The organism is Sphaerisporangium sp. NBC_01403, from assembly GCF_045040145.1.
Lineage (GTDB): Bacteria > Actinomycetota > Actinomycetes > Streptosporangiales > Streptosporangiaceae > Sphaerisporangium > Sphaerisporangium viridialbum.
Genome location: NZ_CP109534.1, coordinates 6,397,281 through 6,420,457, shown reverse-complemented (window position 1 = coordinate 6,420,457; position 23,177 = coordinate 6,397,281). Strand labels below are relative to the sequence as shown.

At 70.5% G+C, this 23,177-nt stretch carries 24 protein-coding genes; 21 read left to right on the top strand and 3 right to left on the bottom strand.

Annotated features, from left to right (window positions below):
* The first annotated feature begins 8 nt into the window (after positions 1–8).
* The 15 genes from OG589_RS28605 to OG589_RS28535 all read left to right on the top strand — a co-directional run bounded on the left by OG589_RS28605 (position 9) and on the right by OG589_RS28535 (position 11,867).
* Positions 9–572 (top strand): NifU family protein, encoded by a 564-nt coding sequence (locus OG589_RS28605; RefSeq protein WP_405140881.1) that lies wholly within the window; start codon positions 9–11, stop codon positions 570–572.
* Complete coding sequence (locus tag OG589_RS28600) at positions 569–1,348, top strand: DUF5947 family protein (protein WP_405140880.1); 780 nt, start codon at positions 569–571, stop codon at positions 1,346–1,348. The genes OG589_RS28605 and OG589_RS28600 overlap by 4 nt, the downstream gene beginning before the upstream one ends.
* Entirely contained in the window at positions 1,341–1,973 is a 633-nt protein-coding gene (locus OG589_RS28595; protein ID WP_405140879.1) for a DUF6084 family protein, read from the top strand. The genes OG589_RS28600 and OG589_RS28595 overlap by 8 nt, the downstream gene beginning before the upstream one ends.
* Entirely contained in the window at positions 1,970–3,322 is a 1,353-nt protein-coding gene (locus OG589_RS28590; protein ID WP_405140878.1) for a hypothetical protein, read from the top strand. Before OG589_RS28595 ends, OG589_RS28590 begins: the two co-directional genes overlap by 4 nt.
* On the top strand, positions 3,319–3,816 hold the full coding sequence (locus tag OG589_RS28585; RefSeq protein WP_405140877.1) for a hydrogenase maturation protease: 498 nt from the start codon (positions 3,319–3,321) through the stop codon (positions 3,814–3,816). The genes OG589_RS28590 and OG589_RS28585 overlap by 4 nt, the downstream gene beginning before the upstream one ends.
* Positions 3,813–3,917: a DUF6893 family small protein gene (locus tag OG589_RS28580; protein WP_405140876.1), complete on the top strand. Its 105-nt coding sequence runs from the start codon at positions 3,813–3,815 to the stop codon at positions 3,915–3,917. The genes OG589_RS28585 and OG589_RS28580 overlap by 4 nt, the downstream gene beginning before the upstream one ends.
* Before the next feature lie 55 nt (positions 3,918–3,972).
* Complete coding sequence (locus OG589_RS28575) at positions 3,973–4,365, top strand: hydrogenase maturation nickel metallochaperone HypA (protein WP_405140875.1); 393 nt, start codon at positions 3,973–3,975, stop codon at positions 4,363–4,365.
* The gene (locus tag OG589_RS28570; RefSeq protein WP_405140874.1) at positions 4,340–4,591 is read left to right on the top strand and encodes a HypC/HybG/HupF family hydrogenase formation chaperone; all 252 of its coding nucleotides are present in this window, start codon (positions 4,340–4,342) and stop codon (positions 4,589–4,591) included. Before OG589_RS28575 ends, OG589_RS28570 begins: the two co-directional genes overlap by 26 nt.
* A gap of 6 nt (positions 4,592–4,597) precedes the next feature.
* Positions 4,598–5,725, top strand: a complete 1,128-nt coding sequence (gene hypD / locus OG589_RS28565) for a hydrogenase formation protein HypD (RefSeq protein ID WP_405140873.1) — start codon at positions 4,598–4,600, stop codon at positions 5,723–5,725.
* A complete protein-coding gene (gene hypE, locus OG589_RS28560; protein WP_405140872.1) occupies positions 5,722–6,789 on the top strand; it encodes a hydrogenase expression/formation protein HypE in 1,068 nt (355 codons plus the stop codon). The genes hypD and hypE overlap by 4 nt, the downstream gene beginning before the upstream one ends.
* A gap of 82 nt (positions 6,790–6,871) precedes the next feature.
* Positions 6,872–7,276 carry a hypothetical protein gene (locus tag OG589_RS28555; RefSeq protein WP_405140871.1) on the top strand — a complete coding sequence of 135 codons (405 nt, stop codon included), beginning with the start codon at positions 6,872–6,874 and terminating at the stop codon, positions 7,274–7,276.
* Between the two features lie 75 nt (positions 7,277–7,351).
* The gene (locus OG589_RS28550) at positions 7,352–8,374 is read left to right on the top strand and encodes an LLM class flavin-dependent oxidoreductase (RefSeq protein ID WP_405140870.1); all 1,023 of its coding nucleotides are present in this window, start codon (positions 7,352–7,354) and stop codon (positions 8,372–8,374) included.
* 66 nt (positions 8,375–8,440) lie between these two features.
* Positions 8,441–9,100, top strand: a complete 660-nt coding sequence (locus OG589_RS28545; RefSeq protein WP_405140869.1) for an NAD(P)H-binding protein — start codon at positions 8,441–8,443, stop codon at positions 9,098–9,100.
* 263 nt (positions 9,101–9,363) lie between these two features.
* Positions 9,364–10,866: a cellulase family glycosylhydrolase gene (locus OG589_RS28540; protein WP_405140868.1), complete on the top strand. Its 1,503-nt coding sequence runs from the start codon at positions 9,364–9,366 to the stop codon at positions 10,864–10,866.
* Positions 10,867–10,994: 128 nt separating this feature from the next.
* Positions 10,995–11,867 carry an alpha/beta fold hydrolase gene (locus OG589_RS28535; protein ID WP_405140867.1) on the top strand — a complete coding sequence of 291 codons (873 nt, stop codon included), beginning with the start codon at positions 10,995–10,997 and terminating at the stop codon, positions 11,865–11,867.
* Here OG589_RS28535 and OG589_RS28530 read toward each other — a convergent pair.
* Positions 11,842–12,807, bottom strand: a complete 966-nt coding sequence (locus OG589_RS28530) for a TetR/AcrR family transcriptional regulator C-terminal domain-containing protein (RefSeq protein WP_405140866.1) — start codon at positions 12,805–12,807, stop codon at positions 11,842–11,844. The two genes, OG589_RS28535 and OG589_RS28530, sit on opposite strands and share 26 nt — an antisense overlap.
* A gap of 147 nt (positions 12,808–12,954) precedes the next feature.
* Here OG589_RS28530 and OG589_RS28525 point away from each other — a divergent pair, with 147 nt between their 5' ends.
* Together OG589_RS28525 and OG589_RS28520 are read left to right on the top strand one after the other, a co-directional pair.
* A complete protein-coding gene (locus OG589_RS28525) occupies positions 12,955–14,067 on the top strand; it encodes an FAD-dependent monooxygenase (protein ID WP_405140865.1) in 1,113 nt (370 codons plus the stop codon).
* 39 nt (positions 14,068–14,106) lie between these two features.
* Positions 14,107–14,607, top strand: coding sequence for a DUF523 domain-containing protein (locus OG589_RS28520; protein WP_405140864.1), 501 nt, complete (start codon positions 14,107–14,109; stop codon positions 14,605–14,607).
* A 1-nt stretch (position 14,608) separates the two neighbouring features.
* Here OG589_RS28520 and OG589_RS28515 read toward each other — a convergent pair whose 3' ends face one another.
* A complete protein-coding gene (locus OG589_RS28515; RefSeq protein WP_405140863.1) occupies positions 14,609–15,832 on the bottom strand; it encodes a DUF4032 domain-containing protein in 1,224 nt (407 codons plus the stop codon).
* 509 nt (positions 15,833–16,341) lie between these two features.
* Here OG589_RS28515 and ngcE point away from each other — a divergent pair.
* Genes ngcE through OG589_RS28500 form a run of 3 tightly spaced genes read left to right on the top strand, consistent with a single transcriptional unit; the run spans position 16,342 to position 19,661 of the window.
* Positions 16,342–17,793: an N-acetylglucosamine/diacetylchitobiose ABC transporter substrate-binding protein gene (gene ngcE, locus OG589_RS28510; RefSeq protein ID WP_405140862.1), complete on the top strand. Its 1,452-nt coding sequence runs from the start codon at positions 16,342–16,344 to the stop codon at positions 17,791–17,793.
* Positions 17,794–17,799: 6 nt separating this feature from the next.
* Positions 17,800–18,753: a carbohydrate ABC transporter permease gene (locus OG589_RS28505; protein WP_405140861.1), complete on the top strand. Its 954-nt coding sequence runs from the start codon at positions 17,800–17,802 to the stop codon at positions 18,751–18,753.
* Positions 18,753–19,661, top strand: coding sequence for a carbohydrate ABC transporter permease (locus tag OG589_RS28500; protein ID WP_405140860.1), 909 nt, complete (start codon positions 18,753–18,755; stop codon positions 19,659–19,661). The genes OG589_RS28505 and OG589_RS28500 overlap by 1 nt, the downstream gene beginning before the upstream one ends.
* A 3-nt stretch (positions 19,662–19,664) precedes the next feature.
* Here the strand turns inward: OG589_RS28500 and OG589_RS28495 are convergent, their stop codons facing one another.
* Positions 19,665–20,846, bottom strand: a complete 1,182-nt coding sequence (locus OG589_RS28495; RefSeq protein ID WP_405140859.1) for a PucR family transcriptional regulator — start codon at positions 20,844–20,846, stop codon at positions 19,665–19,667.
* A 198-nt stretch (positions 20,847–21,044) separates the two neighbouring features.
* Between OG589_RS28495 and OG589_RS28490 the strand changes: the two genes are divergently transcribed.
* Positions 21,045–23,096 carry a M6 family metalloprotease domain-containing protein gene (locus OG589_RS28490; RefSeq protein WP_405140858.1) on the top strand — a complete coding sequence of 684 codons (2,052 nt, stop codon included), beginning with the start codon at positions 21,045–21,047 and terminating at the stop codon, positions 23,094–23,096.
* Positions 23,097–23,177: the final 81 nt, after the last annotated feature.

Below are 23,177 nucleotides of genomic sequence, written 5' to 3'. Positions count from 1 at the left end.
CTGCGCAGATGCGCGAAGACCATGACATCCGAGTGGCCGGAGACCGCGTTGAGGCGCTGATCGACGAGCTCGGCACGATGGCCGGCCCCGCGACACGGGCGAAGGCCGAGGAACTGGTGCGCGGCGTCGTCGACCTGTACGGCGCGGGGCTGGAGCGCGTCATGCGCATCGTGGTCGAGAGCGACGCCGCGGAGGTGCTCCGGCGGCTCACCGGCGACGAGGTGGTCTCCGGCCTGCTCGCCCTGCATGATCTGCACCCGTTCGGCACGGCGGACCGCGTCCGCGCCGCGCTCGACGACGTGCGGCCGTACCTCGGGCTGCACGAGGGCGGGGTGGAGCTGCTCGGCGTGGAGGAGGGCGGGGTCGTACGGCTGCGCCTTTCCGGCACCTGCCACGGGTGCGCGTCGTCGCAGGCGACGGTGACCGGCTCCATCGAGCGCGCGGTGCTCAGGGCCGCGCCCGAGGTGTCCCGCGTGGAGGTCGAGGGGGTGGCGGACACGACGTCCCCGCTCCTGCGGATCCAGCACCGGCCGCCGGGCGAGTGCCCGGTGCCGCAGGAGGCGACCCCGTGACGCCTCCCGACATCCCAGGCGACGCGGCGCGGCGCGATCAGGCGGAGCCGGCCGGGCTCCGGCGCTTCCGCGAGCCTCGCCCGCCGGCCGAGCCGCGGTGCGAGATGTGCGCGGAGGCGCTCGACGAGCGCCACGGCCACGCGGTGAACGTCGAGAGCCGCGGGCTGCTCTGCGTCTGCCGCGGCTGCGTCCTGCTGCTCTCGCGCGGCGGGGAGGTCGCGCGCGGGCGGTACCGCGCGGTGCCGGAGCGCTATCTGTACGTCCCGTCGTTCCGGCTGGAGGATGCGGACTGGGAGGAGCTCCAGATCCCGGTACGCACGGCGTTCTTCTTCCGCAACTCCACTCTCGACCGGTTCGTGGCCTTCTACCCGAGCCCCGGCGGCGCCACCGAGTCGCTGCTCGACCTGTCGGCCTGGGACCGCGTCCTCGCCGCCAACCCCGAGCTGCCAGAGGCGCTCGCGGATGTCGAGGCGTACCTCATCGACCGGGGCCCCGGCGGGTTCGCGTGCCACCTGGTGCCCATCGACGCCTGTTACGAGCTGGTCGGCCTGGTGCGGACGCACTGGAAGGGCTTCCACGGCGGGCAGGAGGCGTGGGACGCCATCGACGGGTTCTTCGAGGAGCTGCGCCGCCGCGGCGAGCCGGTGCCGGCCGGCGAGGGCCGTGTGTCGGCCGACGAGGGCCCCGTGCCTTCAGGCGAGGGCCGCGTGCCTTCCGACGAGGGCCGTGTGCCCTCGGGAGCGGCGCCCAGGGCGGAGGGGCGCGGTCGTGTCTGAGATCCGGTTCGACTGCCGCGGCGTGCGCGTGGACCCCTACGCGGCCTCCCCGACACTGCTCTTCCGCCTGGGCGTCACCGAGCCGGAGGGCGAGGCCGTGCACGCCATCGCGCTGCGGTGCCAGATCCGCATCGAGCCCCAGCGGCGGCGGTACGGCCCCGGCGAGACCGAGCTGCTCGCGGACCTGTTCGGGCACCCGTCGCGGTGGGGGGACACGGTGAAGCCCCTGCAGTTCGCCAACATCTCGATCATGGTCCCGAGGTTCACCGGCGCCACCGAGGTCGACCTTCCCGTGCCGTGCAGCTACGACCTGGAGGTGGCCGCGGGCAAGTACTTCGCCTCGCTGGACGAGGGCGACGTGCCGCTGCTGCTGCTCTTCAGCGGCACGGTCTTCGCCAAGGCGGGGGAGGGCTTCACCGTGCGGCCGGTGCCCTGGCACTGCGAGGCCCGCTGCGGGCTGCCCGTCCCGGTGTGGCGGGAGATGATCGACCGCTACTTCCCGGCGAGCGGCTGGCTGCGGCTGCACCGGGACACGCTGCGCGCGCTGCAGCGGTTCAAGTCCGACCGCACTCTGGCCACCTGGGACGAAGTCGTGGAAGTGCTGCTCAAGGAGGCGCGGGGATGAGCGTGCCGATGGACACGGCCCGCAAGGTGGCCGACGCGGTGCTGTACGAGGGGTACCTGCTGTACCCCTACCGTGCCTCGGCCGCGAAGAACCGGCTGCGCTGGCAGTTCGGGGTGCTCGTGCCCCCCTGGTACAGCGCCACGGCGGAGCCTTCCAGGAGCGTGACCGAGTGCCTGCTCGAACGCTCGGCCAACGCGCTCGTGCGCCTGCGCCTGCGCTTCCTGCACGTCAAGGAGCGCAGGGTGGAGGCCGCGGTGCCCGGCGGCTTCCGGCCGGTCCACGAGCTGGAATGCGACGGCACGACGCATCTGACCTTCGACGAGGCCACCGCGCGCGAGGTGGAGACCGTGCTGCCCATGCCGCACCTGTTCGGCACGGAGCGCACGGTCGTGGTGCGCGTGCCCGGTGACCGGTCGGAGGAGCCGATCGTCTCCGCCTCCGGCGACACGCCGGGCCGCGTCGTGACCGCGCACCAGCCGGTGCGGGCCGTGCTGAGGGTCGCGGCCGAGCGGATGCCCGGGCCGTACGGCCTGGTGAGGCTCCGCGTGCGGCTGGAGAACGTCACCGAGCCGGTACGAGCGGCGGCGACGCGCGAGCAGGCGCTGAGGCACTCGCTGGTCGCGGCCCACCTGCTCCTCGGGGTGACCTCGGGGAACTTCCTGTCGCTGACGGATCCCCCGGAGTGGGCCAGGGCGGCGGCCGAGGGCTGCCGCAACGAGAACACCTGGCCCGTGCTCGTCGGCGAGCCCGGGCAGCGCGACGTGGTGCTGTCGTCCCCGATCATCCTGTACGACCACCCGGACATCGCGCCGGAGAGCCCGGGCGACCTGTTCGACTCCACCGAGATCGACGAGATGCTCCACCTGCGGACGCTCACGCTGACCGAGGAGGAGAAGCGGGAGGCGCGGGCCACCGACCCCCGGGCGGCCGAGATCATCCAGAGGGCCGGCGACCTGCCGCCCGAGCTGGTGGAACGCCTGCACGGCGCGATCCGTCACCTGGGCACGCCCGCGACGCCCGCCGCGCCGTGGTGGGATCCGGCCGCGGACGCCGGGACCTCGCCGGACACCGACAGCGTGACCGTCGCGGGGGTCGAGATCGCCAGGGGCAGCCGCGTGCGCCTGACCCCGGGAAGGCGGCGCGCCGACGCGCACGACATGTTCCTCGCCGGGAAGACCGCCCGGGTGGAGGCCGTGCTGCTCGACGTCGACGGAGCGCGGTATCTGGCCGTCACGCTCGACGACGACCTCGGAGCCGACCTGCACCGCTCCCACGGCCGCTTCCTGTACTTCGCCCCCGACGAGATCGAGCCGCTCACCGGCGGAGAGCTGGGAGAGGTGAGCGCATGAAGATCCTCGTGGCGGGCGTGGGCAACATCTTCCTGGGCGACGACGGCTTCGGCGTCGCGGTGGCGAGGCTCCTCGCCAAGAGGGACCTCCCGGAAGGGGTCCTGGCGACCGACTTCGGCATCCGCGGCGTCCATCTGGCCTACGAGCTCACCGGCGGGGGCCACGACCGCACGATCCTGGTCGACGCGGTCTCCCGCGGAGGCCCGCCCGGCACGCTGTACGTCCTGCGGCCGACCGCCGGCGAGGCCCCCGGCACCTTCGTCGACGCCCACGACATGACCCCCGACGCGGTGCTGGCGCTGGCGGACACGCTGGGCGGCACCGGACAGGTGCTGCTCGTGGGCTGCGAGCCGCAGGACGTGTCGCCCGGCATGGAGCTGAGCCCGCCGGTCGCGGACGCGGTGCCGAGGGCCGCCGACCTGGTTCTCGAACTCATCCAGGAACAGATCGCGGCGGCGCCCGCCGCCGCGGGCCGACAGGAGGAACGGACATGATCAAACGGTTGATGACGCTCGCGGCTCTGGTGGCGGTCGGTGTGCTGGTCTACCAGTCGATTCCCGACATCAAGCGCTACATGCAGATCAGGCAGATGTGACGTTGATCGTGGCGTGGAGACCAGTGATAACCGAAAGAGATGAGGCGAGGTAGTCATGCATGAATACGGGATCGCGGAGTCGATCCTCGCCGCGGTGGAGGGCAGGGCCGACGGCCGGCGGATACGCCGGGCGCGGGTGCAGGTGGGGGCGCTGCTGCGCGTTGCCGAGCCCTCGATCAACGACGCCTGGGCCCTGGTGGCCGAGGGAACGGTGGCCGAGGGCGCCCGTCTCGACCTGGTCACCCTGCCCGTCCGGCTCACCTGCCGGGCCTGCGGGAACACGACCACCTCGGTGGACCCCTACGCGGTCTGCCCCGCCTGCGGGGCCACCGACGTCGACACCGAGGGCGGCGACGACCTCGTCCTCGAATCCATCCAGCTCGCGGAGGCGACCCATGTGCCTGGGGATTCCCGGGGAGATCGTGGAGATCCTGTCGGATCGTCCTGATCTCGCGAAAGTCGATGTGTGCGGCGTCCGGCGCGCCATCAACATCGGCCTGCTGGAGGGCGAGGCTCTCGCCCCCGGTGACTGGATCCTCATCCACGTCGGATTCGCCCTGTCGAAGATCGACGAAGCCGAGGCCAAGTCGGCCATGGACTTCCTCGAGAGCATCGGCCAGGCGTACGAGGACGAGATCGCCGCGCTGCGCGACTCCATGATCGAACAGGGGTGACGTCGGATGCGCTTCGTCGACGAGTATCGCGACGCCGACAAGGCACGGGCGCTCGCCGCCCGCATCGCCGCGCTGTGCGAGCCGGGCCGCGCCTACAAGTTCATGGAGGTCTGCGGGGGACACACCCACACCATCTACAAGCACGGGCTGGAGGACCACCTGCCGGCCGCGGTCACGCTGGTGCACGGGCCCGGCTGCCCCGTCTGCGTCATCCCGATGGGAAGGGTCGACGACGCCATCCACATCGCGGAGCGGCCTGACGTGATCATGACGTCGTTCGGCGACATGATGCGGGTGCCGGGCGGCCGGGGGTCGTTCCTGGACGCCATGGCCAGGGGCGCCGACATCCGGATGGTCTACTCGCCGCTGGACGCCCTGAAGATCGCCCGGGAGAACCCCGGCAAGCAGGTCGTCTTCATGGCCATCGGGTTCGAGACCACGGCCCCCTCGACGGCGATGACGGTCCTGCGGGCCGCCGCCGAGGGGATCGGCAACTTCTCGGTCTTCTGCAACCACGTGACGATCATCCCCGCCATCAAGGCGATCCTGGACTCTCCCGACCTGCGGCTCGACGGGTTCATCGGGCCAGGTCACGTGTCGACGGTCATCGGCTGCCGGCCGTACGACTTCATCGCCCGCGACTACGGGAAGCCACTGGTGGTCGCCGGGTTCGAGCCGCTCGACGTGCTGCAGTCGGTCTACCAGAACCTCGTCCAGCTCTCCGAGGGCCGGGCGGTCGTGGAGAACCAGTACGCCCGGGTGGTCCCGTGGGACGGCAACCTCAAGGCGCTGGCCGTGATCAACGAGGTGATGGAGCTGCGCCCGCACTTCGAATGGCGCGGGCTCGGGTTCATCTCCGACTCGGCGCTGCGCGTGCGCGAGGCGTACGCCGCCTTCGACGCGGAACGGATCTTCGAGATCCCGGGCGGACGCGTGGCGGACCCGAAGGCGTGCCAGTGCGGTGAGGTGCTCAAAGGCGTGCTCAAGCCCTGGGAGTGCAAGGTGTTCGGAACGGCCTGCACTCCGGAGACGCCGATCGGCACCTGCATGGTGTCCTCCGAGGGCGCGTGCGCGGCCTACTACAACTTCGGCCGGTTCTCGCGTGACCGGGTCAAGGAGGCGACGCGCACGTGAGCTCCGAGGAACAGGTGCTGGAGCGGATCGAGCGGGTCCGCCGCCGGAAGCCGCGCGTCCGGGACGAGCTCATCACCCTCGCCCACGGCGCGGGAGGCAAGGCGACCCGCACCCTGATCGAGGCGGTGTTCCTTGAGTCCTTCCGCAACCCGCTGCTGGAGCCCCTGGCGGACGGGGCGGTCGACGGAGGGCTCGCGTTCACGACCGACTCCTACGTGGTCACACCGCTGTTCTTCCCCGGCGGCGACATCGGCGACCTGGCCGTCAACGGCACGGTCAACGACCTCGCGATGTGCGGGGCGCGCCCGGCGCACCTGTCGGCCGCGTTCATCCTCGAAGAGGGGTTCCCCGTCGCCGACCTGCGCCGGATCACCGAGAGCATGGCGGCGGCGGCGCGGGAGGCGGGCGTGGCCGTGGTCACCGGGGACACCAAGGTCGTGCAGCGCGGGAAGGCCGACGGCTGCTACATCACCACGGCGGGTGTGGGGGTGGTGGACCCTGCGGTCCGGCTGAGCGCGTCCGCCGCCGAGCCCGGTGACGCGATCATCGTGTCCGGGCCGATCGGCGAGCACGGCGTCACGGTCATGCTCGCCCGGGGAGGGCTCGACATCGAGGCCGCCGACCTCGTCTCCGACACCGCGCCGCTCAACGGCCTGACCGCGCGGCTGCTGGACGCGTGCGACGGCGGGCGGGTGCGCTGCCTGCGGGACGCCACCCGGGGCGGCGTGGCGACGGTGCTCAACGAGGTCGCGGAGTCCTCCGGCGTGGCGGTCGTCCTGGACGAGGACGCGATCCCGGTACGGCCCGGCGTGCGCGGGGCGTGCGAGCTGCTCGGCATCGACCCGCTCTACGTCGCCTGCGAGGGCCGCATGATCGCCGTGGTGGACCAGCGGTCCGCCGGGGCGGCGCTGGACGCCCTGCGGGCGCACCCGCTGGGCGCGGGCGCGGCCGTCATCGGGCGCATCGCCGAGGATCCGCCGGGGCTCGTCCTGCTCAGGACCGCCTTCGGCGGCACCCGCATCGTCGACGTGCTCGTCGGCGATCCGCTGCCGCGTATCTGCTGAGACCGCCCGGGGTACGAACCCTGTGGGGGAAGGTCCCGCCCGGCGCCCGCCGGCGGGAACGCCACGTGACGGGGGTGCTGTCATGATCGATCCGCGGGAGCCCGGAGCCCCGGGCAAGAGGGCCAGCCTGAAGGAGCTCCGCGCCAAGGTCCACCAAGAGGTCGTCATGGCCGGCAACCGCGCGTTCGAGAGCCCGCCGAGAGGCGACAGGCGACCTCCGCGCGTGGTCACGGAGGTGGAGGAGCACGGCGTGAGCTCGACCGACACCAGGGCCAGGTCGCCTCTGGGCGTCGGCACGAGCACGAGCGCCCGGGCGGAGAAGATCGCGCAACGGGAAGAGGAGGCCGGCCGCAGGAAGGTCGGTGCAGAGGGCCCGTCCGGACGTCCCTACGGCACCTCGACCCCGGAGCACGCCACCGGCGTCGGGCGGCAGAAGACCGCCCACGGCCAGAGCCCCTACATGCCGCCGGGCGACCAGGCCGGGTGACTTCCGGCTCGCCACCTGGTCCGGCTCGCCCGTATGAGCCGGTCAGGGGCGGCGCCTGCTGGCAGAGTTGGATCCGTGGCAGACGAGGTGCGCATCGGGGTGTTCCTGCCGGTCGCGGGGTTTCCGGGGCTCGGCCACGGTGAGGCGCTCGGCGCCGCCGTGGACGCGGCGGTGGCGGCCGAGCGGGCGGGGTTCGACGACGTGTGGATCGCAGAGCACCACTTCATGTCGTACGGACTGTGCCCCTCGGCCACGACGCTCGCCGCGTACGTGCTCGGCCGCACGCGGAGCATCGTGGTCGGCACGGCCGTGAGCGTGCTGTCGACGACGCATCCCGTAGCGCTGGCCGAGCAGGCCGCGCTTCTCGACCAGGTCTCCGGCGGCCGGTTCCGCCTCGGCGTCGGGCGCGGCGGGCCGTGGGTCGAGCTGGAGGTGTTCGGCACCGGGCTCGACCGTTTCGAGAACGGCTTCGTCGAGAGCCTCGACCTGCTGATCGCCGCCCTGACGCGCGACCGCGTCTCGGCCAAGGGGGCCACCTTCAGGTTCAGGGAGATAGAGATGGTGCCCCGTCCGGGAAGGCCGCTGCGGCCGACGGTCGCCTCGACCTCGCCGGGCACCGTCCAGGTGGCCGCCGCCCGGGGCCTGCCCATGCTGCTCGGCATGCACATCGGCGACCCGGACAAGGCCGCGCTGGTGGAGAGCTACGCGGGCACGGCCATCGCGCACGGTCACGAACTGACGGAGATACCGCACGTCGCTGCGGGCATCGCGTACGTCGCGGACACGACCTCCGAGGCGGTCGCGGCCATGAAGGAGTCGCTGCCGAGGTGGCTCGCGCCGGGTCTCGCCGGCTACCGGACGGTGGACGACCGCAGGTACCTCCCGAGAGACGCCGACGACTACGCCGACCTCCTGTGCCGCCTGCACCCCGTCGGCTCGCCCGGCCACTGCGCCGACACGATGCTCGCCACCATCAAGCGCACGGGCATCCGCCACCTGATCCTCATGGTCGAGGGCGCCGGCGACCCCGCCCTCACCCACCGCAACATCGCCAGGCTCGGCGCCGAGGTGCTGCCCCTCGTACGGGCATCGTGCTGAGCCACCGCAGTCCACGGCCCGGATGCGGAAGGATGACCCGCAAGGATCGAGGGGGAGGAAGTTCTGATGCGCATTGTCATCGCGGGTGGGCACGGCAAGATCGCTCTTCGGCTTGAGCGGGTGCTGGCGGAGCAGGGTGACGAGCCCGTCGGCCTGATCCGCAACCCCGCCCACGAGCAGGACGTCCGGGACGCCGGGGCCGAGGCGGTCGTCTGCGACCTGGAGACCGCCGGGGTGGAGGAGGTCGCCGAGCACCTGCGGGGGGCCGACGCGGCCGTGTTCGCGGCCGGGGCCGGGCCGGGCAGCGGGGCGGCGCGCAAGGACACCGTCGACCGCGCCGCCGCCGTGCTGCTGGCGGAGGCGGCCGAACGGGCCGGCGTGCGGCGCTTCGTGCAGATCTCCGCGATGGGCGCGGACCGGCCGCCGCAGCCGGGCACCGACGACGTCTGGGCGGCGTACATCAGGGCCAAGTCCGACGCGGAGGACGACCTGCGGGCGCGCGACCTCGACTGGACGGTGCTGCGTCCGGGGGCGCTCATCGACGACCCCGGCACCGGCCTCGTCACCCTGGCGGAGCCGCCGGTGCCGCGCGGGAAGGTCACCCGTGACGACGTCGCGGCCGTGATCGCCGGTCTCCTGGGCACCCCCGGCACCGGCGGGCGCACCCTGGAGCTCGCCGAGGGCGACACCCCGGTGGACGAGGCCGTCCGGTCGGTGGCGTCCTGAAGGCGCGAAAATTTCATCGTCCGTCCGGCGCCGGCCGGTTTCATTAAACGGTTCACCCGCCCATTCGTGACAATGTTTCCCCAGGTGGGGGACGCGGCAAAGTCGCACCGTGAACTACCTGTGTATGACGGTTGACGGCATGACGCCGCCCGGCGAGAGAGCCTTCTCGCGATCAATGACTTAATCGGTTAATTTCAGGGACGCTTCCGCCAGCGGCAACCCATTTCCTGCCGAGGGCCGTTCGTTTCCCGAAAGGAAGTCCGATGAGACGGAGTCTCGCCACCTTCGCGGCGGCCATGCTGGTCGCCGCCGGCGGAGTCGCCGCGGTGAGCATGTCTGCGGCGAACGCCGCCGCCGGGTGCAAGGTCGCCTACAAGGTCGTCAACCAGTGGTCGGGAGGCTTCCAGAGCGACGTCGCCATCACCAACCTCGGTGACCCACTGACGAGCTGGAAGCTGGAGTTCGACTTCCCCGACGCCGGCCAGAAGGTAGGGAGCGGCTGGAACGCCACGTGGTCGCAGTCGGGGGCGCACGTTACGGCGACGAGCCTGTCGTACAACGGTGCCCTCGCCACGAACGCCACCACCAGCGGCATCGGCTTCACCGGGACCTTCACCGCGAGCAACCCGGTGCCCTCGGCCTTCAAGCTCAACGGGGTGACCTGCACCGGGTCGGTCACCGCGACCCCGACCCCGTCGGTCACGCCTACCGTGACCCCGACCCCCACGCCCACGGTCACGCCCACCGTCCCGCCGGGCGCTGCGCCCAAGCTGCACGTGTCGGGCAACAAGATCGTCAACGCCTCCGGCCAGGCCGTACGGCTCCTCGGGGCCAACCGGTCGGGCGGCGAGTTCGCGTGCATCCAGGGCAACGGCATCTGGAACGGCCCGATGGACGACGCGTCCATCAACGCCATGGCCGCCTGGAAGATCAGGACGGTGCGAGTCCCGCTCAACGAGGAGTGCTGGCTGGGCACGAGCAACGTCCAGCCGCAGTACGGCGGGACGACGTACCAGAGCGAGGTGAAGGGCTACGTCTCCAGGCTGCTGGCACACGGCATCACCCCGATCGTGGAGATGCACTGGAGCTACGGCACCTACACCGGGACGTCCTCCGCCTGCACCGACGTGCACGCGTCGTGCCAGAAGCCCATGCCGGACGCGCAGTACGCGCCCGGCTTCTGGACCTCGGTCGCGAACACCTTCAAGGGTGACACCGCCATCGTGTTCGACCTGTTCAACGAGCCCTACCCGGAGCGGGCGACGGGCAGCGCCGCCTCCGGCTGGACCTGCTGGCGCAACGGCGGCACATGCCCGGGCATCGGCTACCAGGTGGCCGGCATGCAGACGCTGGTGGACACCGTGCGCGCCACCGGAGCCCAGAACGTCATCCTGCTCGGCGGCCTCGCGTACTCCAACGACCTGACCGGCTGGCTGGCGAACAAGCCGGCCGACGCGACCGGCAACCTCGCCGCCGCCTGGCACTCGTACAACTTCAACACCTGCTCAAGCCAGAGCTGCTGGGACAGCCAGCTCGCCCCGGTCGCGGCCCAGGTGCCCCTGGTCGCCGGGGAGATCGGCGAGAACGACTGCGCCCACGGGTACATCGACGGCCTGATGAACTGGCTCGACCAGAAGGGCCTCTCGTACCTGGCGTGGACCTGGAACAACTGGGACTGCTCCAGCGGCCCGTCGCTGATCACGGACTGGAACGGCACCGCGACGAACTACGGCGCGGGCTTCAAGGCCCACCTGGCGACCCAGTGACCGGCGTGGGACGGACGGCCGCCTGAGCGGCACGGCGGCGGGCGCTCGGGGGTGCCCGCCGCCGTCCGTGCGGCTCCTGGACAAGACGGGGCTTGTCGTCACCCGAAACAGAATGGAATTCTGTTCCCATGAACCGCGTGACGGCGAACGGCATCGAGATCGTGTACGACTCCTTCGGCTCCCCGAGCGGGCGCCCGCTACTGCTGATCATGGGGCTCGGCTCCCAGATGATCCACTGGGACGAGGAGTTCTGCGAGCTGCTCGCCGAGCACGGGCACCACGTCGTCCGCTTCGACAACCGGGACGTGGGCCTGTCGACCCACCTCCACGAGGCCGGCGTGCCCGATCTCGGCGCGGCCTCCGGCGGCGCGCAGGCGGTCCCGTACCTGCTCGGCGACATGGCCGACGACGCGGCCGGGCTGCTGGACACGCTCGGCCTGCCGAGCGCCCACGTGCTCGGGGTGTCGATGGGCGGGATGATCGCCCAGACCTTCGCCATCCGGCATCCGGCCAGGACCCGCAGCCTCACCTCCATCATGTCCACGCCCGGCCCCCAGATCGGGGCGCCGACCGAGCAGGCGATGGCCGCGCTCCTGTCGCGCTCGACCCCCGACCGGGAGGCGGTCGTCCGCCGCGCCCTGGAGGTCTGGAAGGTCCTCGGCTCGCCCGGCTTCCCGATGGACGAGGAACGGATCACCAGGCTCGCCGGTCAGAGCTTCGACCGCTCCTACGATCCCGCCGGGTTCGGACGCCAGTTCGCGGCGATCCTGGCCTCCGGCGACCGCACCGCCGCCCTCAGGGAGCTGTCGGTGCCCGCTCTGGTGATCCACGGCGAGGCCGACCCGCTCGTGCGACTGCCGGGCGGCGTCGCCACGGCGGACGCGATCCCCGGCGCCAAGCTCATCACCTTCCCCGGGATGGCCCACGACCTGCCACGCCCCCTGTGGCCGGAGATCGCCGCCGCCGTCACCGACCTCACCGAGCGGGCCGACCGCCCGTAGCGGGCCCCTCGATGCGTACGGCGAGGCCGTCGAGCATCTGCTTGAGGCCCAGCTCGAACAGCTCGTCGAGACGGAGCTCGTAGCCGTTCACCAGTTCGCCGGTGATCCTGGCGAACGTCGGGCAGTCGCCTGAGGCGGCGATGGCCGTCAGGGCGGGCGCCTGGAGGTCCATCCACTGGTCCTCCGACAGGCCCGTGAGGGCCTCGGCCTGCGCCGCCCTTTCGAGGTTGGCCGCGATGCCCTGGACGTAGCTGTAGAACAGCACGTGCAGGTCGAGCATGGTCGCGGGGCCGAGGCCGTGGCCGTCGAGGGCGCTCAGCGCCCACTCGGCGTGGACCATCAGGCTGGGCAGCGCCACGGGCCTGGTGAGCGCGGTGATCTGCGCCAGCCACGGATGCCTGCGATGGATCTCCCACAGCTTGCGCCCCCCGAGCTCCAGGCGCGCCCGCCAGCCGGAGGGCACCTCGGCGGGATAGGACTCCTCGCCGAAGGCGGCGTCGGCCATCAGCAGGATCAGATCGTCCTTGCTGTTGACATGGCGGTAGGGCGACATGGTGGCGACGCCCAGCCGGGCCGCGACGCCGCGCATGGACAGCGCGGCCAGCCCCTCGGCGTCGGCGATCTCGATGGCGGCGCGCACGATGCGCTCGCGGGTCAGCTCGTGGTCGGGGTCGGCCGCGGCGCGGTGGCGGGGCCGCTCGGGGGCGGGTTCGAGGGGAGCCACCACGGTGCCGGCCCGGGGCCGGGCCTCTACGAGCCCTTCCTGGCGCAGCGCGGTCAGCGCCTTCGTCGCCGTGGCCAGCGCCACGTCCCACTCCCTGGCGATCCGCCGGGTCGAGGGCACCCGCTCGCCGGGAGCGAGCTCGCCGTCCGCGATGCGCCGCCGGATCTCGGCGGCGATGCGGAGGTACGGCGGATCGGATTTCGCCACCACTGCCATCTCCCATTCCTGTACTAGTACAGAGGCTAGCAGCACGAACTGACCTGGATCGGCATCTGTACTAGTACACGAGGCTAAAAACGCCTGTTGGCAGGGCTGTGCATACGCTGTACATTCACTGGCGTACAACGTATCCGGGAGGTTTTCATGAAGACCGTGCTCATCTCCGGCGCGAGCGTCGCCGGACCCGCGCTCGCCTACTGGCTGCGCCGCCATGGCTTCACGCCCACCGTGGTCGAGCGCGCCCCCGCGCCCCGGCCGGGCGGCCAGGCGATCGACGTCCGCGGTGTGGCCATGGAGGTCGTCGCGCGGATGGGCATCGAAGCCGAGGTGCGGCGGGCCCGCACCCGGATGCGCGGCATGTCGACCGTCGACGGCGACGGCAACGAGACCTGGCGTTCCACCGAGATGACCTTCTCGGCCGGCCGCCTCGACAGCGGCGACGTCGAGCTGCTGCGCGAGGACCTGACGAGCCTGCTGTACGAGCGGACCCGCGACGACGTCGAGTACGTCTTCGGCGACTCGATCGAAACCCTGGAGGAGGACGAGCACGGTGTGCGGGCCGGCTTCGAGCGCGGGGAGTCTCGTGCCTTCGACCTGGTGGTGGGCGCCGACGGCCTGCACTCCAACGTCCGCAGGCTGGCCTTCGGCGAGGAGGGCCGGTTCATCCACCCCCTCGGCACCCATCTGGCGATCTTCAGCGCGGACAACTTCCTGAACCTGGACAACTGGCAGGTCTGGTACAGGGAGGGCGACGCGGGCTACGGCATCTACCCGGTGCGCGGCAACACCGAGATCAGGGTCACGCTCGGCTTCGCGTCCGAGCCGCCCGGCCACGACTACGGCGACGCCGAGCGGCAGAAGAGGCTCGTCGCCGAGCGGCTGTCGGGCCTGCGCTGGGAGACCCCGAGGCTGCTGAAGGCCATGTGGGAGGCGCCGGACTTCTACTTCGACGCGATGGCCCAGATCCGCGCCGGCCGCTGGACGAAGGGCAGGGTGGCGCTGCTCGGCGACGCCGGCTACTGTCCCTCGCCGCTGTCCGGCCAGGGGACCAGCCTGGCGCTGGTGGGCGCCTACGTACTGGCCCAGGAGCTCGGCCGGGCGGGCGGTGACCACACCAAGGCGTTCGCCCGCTACGAGGAGCGCATGCGCCCGTTCGCCGACCTCAACCAGGCGCTCGCCACCGAGAACCCCGGCGGGGCCGCGTCCGAGGAGTCGATCGACCGTGCCAAGAACGCGATCTCGCTCGACGCCGGGTGAGCCTGCGTCCGGTACGGCCCTGCGAGCTAACGTGAAGGGATGGAGCGGATCCTCGTGAGCGCGTGCCTGATGGGGCGGCCGGTTCGCTTCGACGGGCGCGCGAAGACCGTCGACGACGCGCTGCTCGCGGGCTGGCGTGCCGAGGGGCGGCTGGTGCCGTTCTGCCCGGAGGTCGAGGGCGGGCTGCCCGTGCCGAGGCCGCCCGCGGAGATCGAGGGCGGCGTCGGCGGCGCGGCCGTGCTGGCCGGCGCGGCGCGCATCCTCACGCCCGACGGCTCCGACGTCACGCGGCACTTCCTCTCCGGGGCCTACTCCGCCCTCGCCCTGGCTCGCTCCATGGGCATCAGGATCGCCCTGCTGAAGGACGGAAGCCCGTCCTGCGGCAGCCTGCGCATCCACGACGGCACTTTCCGGGGAAGGGTCACCCCCGGCGCCGGGGTGACCGCGGCCCTGCTGGAGTCCGACGGCATCCGCGTGTACGGCGAGGACCGCATCGCGGAGGCCGCGGAGTACCTCGGCGAGCTGGAGGCCACCGTTTAGATCAGGGGCTCACCGGGTCCGCGGTGGAGTCGTCGCCGATGATGGCCTTCTCGTCCGGCTTGTACACCAGCACTGTGTCGACGTACGACCGCAGGGCCGCGTCCAGGCCGACGTCGCGGCCCTCGGCCTCTGACATGAACCACCGGTGGTCGAGCACCTCGTGGAAGAGCTGCGCGGGCTCCAGCTTGCCGCGCAGCTCCTGCGGGATCGCGTGCACCGTCGGCTGGAAGGTCTCGGCGAGCCAGCGGTGGGCGACGATCGCCTCGTCCTCGTGGCGGAGCCCCTTGGCCACCCGGAAGGAGTCGAGGTCGTTGAGCAGCCGTCTGGCCTGGTTCTCCTCGACGTCGAGCCCGGTGAGGCGGAGCAGGCGGCGCTGGTGGTGCCCGGCGTCCACGACCTTCGGCCGCACGATCAGCCGGGCGGTGCCCGCCTTGCGCCTGACCATCATCTCGGCGACGTCGAAGCCCAGCGAGTTCAGCCGCCGGATCCGCTGGTCGATGAGATGCCACTCGACGTCCTCGACGATCTCCTCCTGCGTGAGCTCGTCCCAGAGCCGGCGGTAGCGCTCGCAGAGCTGGTCGGCGAACGCGAGGGGGTCGATCGAGGGGTGCAGGAACCCGCCCGCCTCCAGGTCCAGCATCTCGCCATAAATGTTGACGTAGGCGACTTCGATGTCGTGGTTGCGCTGGCCCTCGCTGATCACCGGGTGCAGCTCGCCGGTCTCCGCGTCCACCAGGTACGCCGCGAACGCTCCCGCGTCCCGCCTGAAGAGGGTGTTGCTCAGCGAGCAGTCGCCCCAGTAGAACCCGGCCAGGTGCAGCCGTACGAGCAGCACGGCCAGCGCGTCCAGCAGGCGGATCAGCGTGTCGGGCCGCAGCGTGCCGGAGAGCATCGCCCGGTAGGGGAGCGAGAACTGCAGGTGCCGGGTGATCAGCGCCGAGTCCAGCGGCTCGCCGGCGGCATCCGTCCTGCCGGTGACGACGGCCACGGGCTCGACGGACGGGGTGTCGAGGCGGCTCAGGTCCCACAGGAGCTGGTACTCCCGCTTGGCGTACCGCTCGCTGATCTCCTTGATCGCGTAGACCCGTCCGGACAGCCGGGCGAACCGGACGACGTGCCGGGAGATGCCGCGCGGCAGCGTCACGAGGTGGTGCTCGGGCCAGTTCTCCAGGGGAAGGTCCCAAGGCAGACGGATGAGGTCGGGATCGCTGGGAGCGCCAGTCATCTGGAGCGGCAACCCTTTGCTCCTCGAATGTCGGAGATGTTGGGTTCGACGCTAGCCGCTCGGCACGTTCCGCCGCAGCCAGGTCCGCTCCGTGGACATCTCCGTGGACATCCGGGTCTCGCGTGGATGCCGAGGTCCCGCGCCCGCCGCCGACGCTGCGCGCTCGCGCCCTCACTTTCGGCGACCGGGCGGACCGGCCGGAGGGGCTGCCGACCGGACCTCTGACGGCATGACGGGCCGCCCCGACTTCACTGGTCTAGACCGGGTCAAAGGGGTGTCGATTCGGCTTCAATTTGTGCCATCATCGGCCGGTGACCTGTGCCGTTGTTAGGTTACGGAGGAGTTTCGCAAGGTGTCGGACGTCCCCCTTTGTCGCGGGTCGTTTGCTGGTCGGCTACAGCTCGATCACGGGTTGGCCCATACCACTTGACGCTGTACTGGGATGGACGTACGTTCCTCAAACGTTTAGGAAACTTTCCTAATTGATTGCCCCATTCCTGGAGGGTTGCATGTCCAACTCCGCCGGCACGCCCCGAGAGATCACCCGGCGGCAGATGCTCCGCCGGATCGGCCTCACCGCACTCGTCGCAGGTCCGGCGGCGAGCATGCTGAGCGCCTGCGCGACCAGCGGAGGCAGCTCCGCGGCCTCCCCGACCGCCGCGGGCAGCGGCGCCGCGACCTCGGCTGCCAACCCCTTCGGGGTCAAGGCGGACGCCCCCCTCGAAGTGGTCATCTTCAAGGGCGGTCTCGGCGACAGCTACGCCACCGACGTGCACGAGCCGCTGTACACGAAGGAGTTCCCGAAGGCCTCCGTCAAGCACGTCGCCACGCAGCAGATCGCCCAGACGCTGCAGCCCCGCTTCGCCAGCGGCGACGTCCCCGACTTCATCGCCAACTCCGGCTCCGACCTGATGGACAACGGCGCCCTGCAGACCGAGGGCCAGCTGCTCGACCTCACCCAGCTGTTCGACGCCCCCTCGCTCGACGACCCGAGCAAGAAGGTCAGGGACACGCTGATCCCCGGCACCGTCGAGTCCGGCCTCATCGCCGGCAAGCCGTACATCCTCAACTACGTCTCCAGCGGCTACGGCCTCTGGTACAACGGCAAGCTCTTCAAGGAGAAGGGCTGGACCCCGCCGAAGACGTTCGACGAGTTCAAGACCCTCTGCGAGACCATCAAGAAGGCCGGCATCACGCCGTACGCCTACGCGGGCAAGAACGCCTCCTACTACCAGTACTGGATGATCCTCATCACGGCGGCGAAGATCGAGGGCAACCAGCTCCTGATCGACATCGACAACCTCGAAGACGGCGCCTGGACCCGTGACTCCGTGAAGCAGTCGGCCGCCGCGTGGGCCGAAATAGGCAAGTACATGGACAAGAGCTACGAGGGCCTCATCCACACCGAGGTCCAGACCCGGCAGAACCAGGACAAGGTCGCTCTGTACCCGTCCGGCTCCTGGCTGGAGAACGAGCAGAAGAGCAACACGCCCGACACCTTCGAGTACGCCGTGACGCCGACCCCGAGCCTCACGCCGTCCGACAAGATGCCGTTCGAGGCCATCCGCTCCGCCGCGGGCGAGCCGTACATCATCCCCGCGAAGGGCAAGAACACCCCCGGCGCCCTCGAGTACGCCCGCATCATGCTCTCCAAGGAGGGTGCCAAGGGCTTCACCGAGAAGTCCGGCAGCCTCACCGTCGTCGTCGGCGCCGCCGAGGGCCTCTCGCTGTCCCCGGGCCTCAAGAGCATCAACGACGCCCAGACGGCCGCGGGCGCCAACATCGTCACCTACAGCAGCTTCGAGAACTGGTACAAGGAGCTGGAGACCGAGCTGCGCAAGCAGACCAACTCGCTGATGTTCGGCCGCATCTCCGCCGAGGAGTTCTGCGCCAAGATGCAGAAGAAGGCCGACGCGGTCAAGGCCGACTCCTCCACCACCAAGCAGAACCGGACGGTGTAGTAGATCATGCGGCAAGGCGACGGCGGGCTCGCCGGGAGGCTGCTCAACGCGAAGGCCAGGAAGTACGGGTTCATCTTCTCGTTCCTCGTGATCCCGTTGATCCTCTATGTGGTCTTCGTGATCAGCCCCTACGCGCAGGCGTTCTACATCTCGCTGACCAACTGGCGGGGGATCTCCGCGAATCCGCAGTTCATCGGGTTCGAGAACTTCACCCGCCTGCTGGACGACGACGTCTTCTGGGCGGCCGTGCGCCACCACGGGCTCCTGCTGCTCGCCATGCCGCTGATCACCATCGCGATCGCGCTGTTCTTCTCGTTCCTGCTGAACCTCGGAGGGGGCAGCAGGGGCGGGAGGATGACCGGGGTCTGGGGGTCGAAGTTCTACCGGGTGGTCTACTTCTTCCCCCAGGTCCTGGCCGTGGCCGTCGTGGGCGTCCTGTTCCAGGCGATCTACCGTCCCGACCAGACCGGCGTGCTGAACGGCATCCTGAAGTGGGTGGGCCTCAACCCGGTCGGCTGGCTGATCAACACCGACCTCGCCCTCTGGTCGATCATGGGCGTGGTGGTCTGGCAGTCCGTCGGCTTCTACGTCGTGCTGTTCTCCGCGGGGATGTCGGCCATCCCGAGCGACGTCTTCGAGGCGGCGGCCCTCGACGGGGCCGGCCGGTTCCGGCTCTTCTTCAGCATCACGCTCCCGCTGATCTGGGACACGATCCAGGTCGGCTGGGTATACCTCGGCATCGCGGCCTTCGACTGCTTCGCCCTGGTCCAGGTGCTCTCGGTCGATCGGGGCGGTCCCGACAACGCCACCACGGTCCTGCCCCTGGAGATCTGGCGCACGGCGTTCACCTTCTCCAAGTTCGGCTACGCCTCCGCGATGGGCGTGGCCCTGTTCTTCCTGACCATCACGTTCGCCGCGCTCAGCCTGCGCGTGACGCGCCGCGAGAGGATCGAGCTCTGATGATGGCGACCCAAACCGACGCGGTCCGGGTGGCCAACGCCTCGCACGCGGCCTCCCGGCGCCGGCGGAAGAACCCGGCGGGCGTCTTCGGGGCGCTCTCCCACGTCGCGCTGATCGTGTGGACGATCCTGGTCGTCGGCCCGATCCTGTGGACGTTCCTCGCGTCCTTCAAGACCAACCCCGAGATCGTCGGCGACGCGCCGCTCGCTCTGCCCGAGAGCTTCAGCTGGGCCTCCTGGGGCCGGGCCTGGGAGAAGGCCCACATCGGGCGGTACATGCTGAACACGGTCTTCGTGGTCGGCGTGAGCACGCTCTTCACGATGCTGTTCGGGTCGATGGCGGCGTACGTGCTGGCGCGCTACAGGTTCTTCGGCAACCGGGCGATCTACTACCTGTTCGTGTCGGGGCTGTCCTTCCCGGTGTTCCTGGCGCTGGTGCCGCTGTTCTTCGTGGTGCGGAACCTCGGCCTGATCGACACCCACCTCGGCGTGATCCTGGTCTACATCGCCTACTCGCTGCCGTTCACGGTGTTCTTCCTGACGGCGTTCTTCAAGACCCTGCCCAACTCGGTGGCGGAGGCGGCCATGATGGACGGCGCCTCGCACACCCGCACGTTCTTCCAGATCATGGTGCCGATGGCCAAGCCCGGCCTGATCAGCATCACGATCTTCAACATCCTCGGCCAGTGGAACCAGTACCTCCTGCCGATCGTGCTGCTGTCGGGCAGCGTCGAGGACAAGTGGGTGATCACCCAGGGCATCGCCAACATCAACACCACCGCCGGCTACGAGGCCGACTGGCCCGGCCTGTTCGCGGCGCTGAGCATGGCGATCATCCCGATGCTGATCGTCTACATCATCTTCCAGCGGCAGATCCAGTCCGGCCTCACCGCTGGAGCCGTCAAGTAGCCGTCAGGTGGCCGTACCTCGGCCGTGCGCCCGCGGGTAGCGGCCGAGGAGGCGGGCGAGCTTCAGGCTCAGGTGCAGCGTGAGCCGCTCGCCGCCGTCCCTGAGATCGGTGCCCGCCAGCTCCTCCACCCGCCGCAGGCGGTAGTAGAGCGAGGTCCTGTGCAGCCGGAGCCGTTCCGAGGTGGCGTGCGCGCTGCCGGCGAGGTCGAGGTAGACCTCCAGCGTCTCCAGCAGGGGCCGGTGGGTCTCGTCGGCGAGCAGGCGTTCGAGTCCTTCGTGGAGCTTCAGCGTGGCGGGCGGGAGCTGGGTCAGCAGCCGGTAGACGCCCAGGCGTGACCACTCGGCCGACGGCCCGAGGGCGGGCATCCGCGCCGCCACCTCGGCGGCCCGCGCGGCCTCCACGTACGACCCGGAGGCCTGGTCGAGGCGCGGCCGGGGCTCGCCCGTGCCCACCACCACAGGGAACTCCATCGCCGCGTGGATCTGCTCGGGGCGGGCGGCGCCTGAGAAGATCAGCACGGCATGGTCGTACCGTACGAGATGCAGCGTGCGCCTCGGCCCGAGCCTGTGCCGCACGGTCAGCAGGGCCCGTTCCATCGCCTCGCGCAACGGCTCGTCCACCTGGCCGTCCAGAAGGGGACGGGCGACCGCCACGGTGACCGGCTCGGACTGCGGGAAGCTGCCCGCCTCGATCAGGCTCCGCGCGCCCTCCTCCGCCGCGCCCGGGGTGCCGAGCAGCACGCTGGTGACCGCGTCCAGCTCCCGGTGCGCGGCGAGCCCGATGGCGAGGCTCTCGTGGAAGAGCGCGACCCCGACGGCCGAGGCCACCTCGGCCACGACGCCGATCTCCTCCTCCGACATCGGCGGGCCTGCGTCGATGAACCACAGGAAGCCGAGCAGCCGTCCGCCGTGCCGGGCGGGGACGCACACGCGGGGCAGCAGCCCGAGAGCGGCCGCGCCCGGCGTGCGGATGGGGCCCTGCGCATCGAAGATGCCGGCGGCGCGCAGCCACTCGCGTACCTCGGGAGTCGTCTCGCGGCGCAGGATGGAGTCGCGCCGTATGTCGTCGAGCGGCTCCTTCTGCCGGCTGTAGGCGAGCACGTGCTGTAACCGGTCCTCCAGCATTACGGCCCGGCCCAGTTGGACGGCCAGACCGTCCACAACGCGTTGCAGCCCGCTGGCCATCGAGAACCTCCTGAGCGGCGGGTTTCATCACCTGTAGGACAAACCCCCGCAACAGTCCCTACAGGTGACGGATGATCTCCGTCAATAGCGTCTGTAGCGTCACCCGCTGAGTGCCGGCCCAGACTTAGGGGTGACGCCGTGACCGAGTCGTCAATTCACCGCAGGAAAAGACGGCTGTCCGTATTGTTGTTAGCCATCGTGCTGGGTCCGGTAGGACTGGCAGCGGTCCCCGCCTCGGCGGAGCCGTCGCCCGACCCCGCGCACCCGTGGCAGGCCGATCACTGGCCGCAGCGCCAGCCCTGGCAGGAGCAGGAGCCGGCGGCCCTGTTCAAGGGCAAGCCCGGCGGCCCGACGCCGATCGACCCGCAGAACTGGAAGAACCCGGACCACATGACCTGGGAGGACGACTACAAGGGCGTCCCGGGCACCAACTGGTCCGATCCCGCGGGCAAGGGTTCCAAGCGCACGTTCAAGGGCGCGCTGGTGCTGCTCGACTACCCGAACCAGCCGTTCGTCGTCACCCAGCCGGCGAAGTCCACGGTGTTCGGCAACCCGAGCAACGAGGCGCACGACATCCCCCGTGACCAGGTGGCCAAGTTCTACCAGGACTTCCTCAACACCCCCGGAAAGCTGAACCGGGGTCACACCATCCACGAGTACTGGATGGAGGACTCCGGCGGCCGGTACGGCGTCGAGCTCAACGCCTTCGGGCCCTACAAGATGCCCGGCAAGTCCCACGAGTACGCCATGGAGTTCCAGGGCGGCACCGGCTGCCCGGCCGGGGACACCTGCAACCGCAACATCCGCACCGACGGGCGCGCCGCCTGGGCCACCGACGCCGGTGAGGCGGAGCTGAGCAAGTTCGACTTCGTCTTCTACCTCAGCGCGGGGCAGGACGAGTCGTCGACCTGGCAGGAGTTCGGGCCGATCAAGTTCCCCACGAAGGAGGAGGTGACCGACGACTTCGGGCCGCCGGACCCGAACCTCCCCAACTGGGCGAAGACGCGGTACGTGGACTGGACCTCCTGGGCCGCGGCGTCCACCATCTGGCCCAACGCCGGCGGTGGCTCCTCCACGCAGGCCGAGAGCTCCGGACAGGGCGTGTACGCCCACGAGTTCAGCCACATCCTGGGCATCGGCGACAACTACAACAACCCGTTCGGCGTGCCGCCGCGCCGCGCGTACACCGGCATCTGGGAGATGCTCAGCCGGGGCAGCTTCAACGGTCCCGGCGGCCCGCACAGCCGGTGGACGATCCCGCCCACCGGAGGCGGCTCGATGGGCGCCCAGCACATGCTCCGTAACAAGATCAAGCTGGAGATGGTGGACGAGCAGAACGTCTTGCGGCTCTCGCGGGAGGCGCTGGCCGACTCCGGCCTCGTCGTCGCCCGGGTGACGGCGCGTGAGGTGCAGCCCGGCAAGACCGATCTGTCCGGCGTGAACATCACCCTCGGCACCGGCGACCTCAGCCCGGCGTGCAGCACTCAGACCGACCCGCTGTGCGACGGCCGCGGCTACCAGAACTACACGATCGAGGTCGTGGACCGGGTCGGCTCCGACTCCTTCACGCCCGACTCCGGAGTGCTGCTGGCCAAGACCAAGAACCAGGACCAGGCGCCGTTCGAGTGGGTCATCGACGCCAACCCGCAGGACATCGGCATGACCGACTACGTCCTGCCGGACGGCACGCGGGTCCCGATCACGATCGGCGACTACCGGCAGCTGTCGGACGCCCTCTTCCACGCGGGCACCGACTCCGGCAGCGAGTACGAGTACGTCGACGAGGCCAACCGCCTGCACTTCTACGTGCTCGACCTCCAGCGCGACAAGAAGGGCACGCTGTCGTACACCGTCGCCGTCCGCTCCCTGGACGGTGCCGGTCCCCAGAAGCGGGGCGTCAGGGTGCTGCCCAGCGCCACGATCGCCAAGGGCACCGAGTGGGCGTCCTGCAGCTTCCCGATCACGAACACCGGCAAGGCCGCGACGCCCGCGGGCCAGCATCCCGAGGATGTCGGCTCGTACCTCAAGTCGGACGTCTACCGCCTCGCCACCACGGTGAGCGGCAAGGGCTGGACCACCTGGGTGCCCAACCAGCTCTCCACCCTTGAGTTCGGCAAGACGGCGCTCGTGCCGGTCTACGCCCAGCGCGCCAAGGGCGGCGACCACCTGGCGAAGCTGAAGCTCACCGCCACCTCCGAGAGCGACCCCTCCAAGAAGGCCACCGCCACCTGCCAGCTGGTGGGCATCTGACCATCTCCCTCCCTGACGACCCCGGTGGGTACGGCCTGACGTACCCACCGGGGTCGCCTTATGCCGGCACTTCCCCGTTCC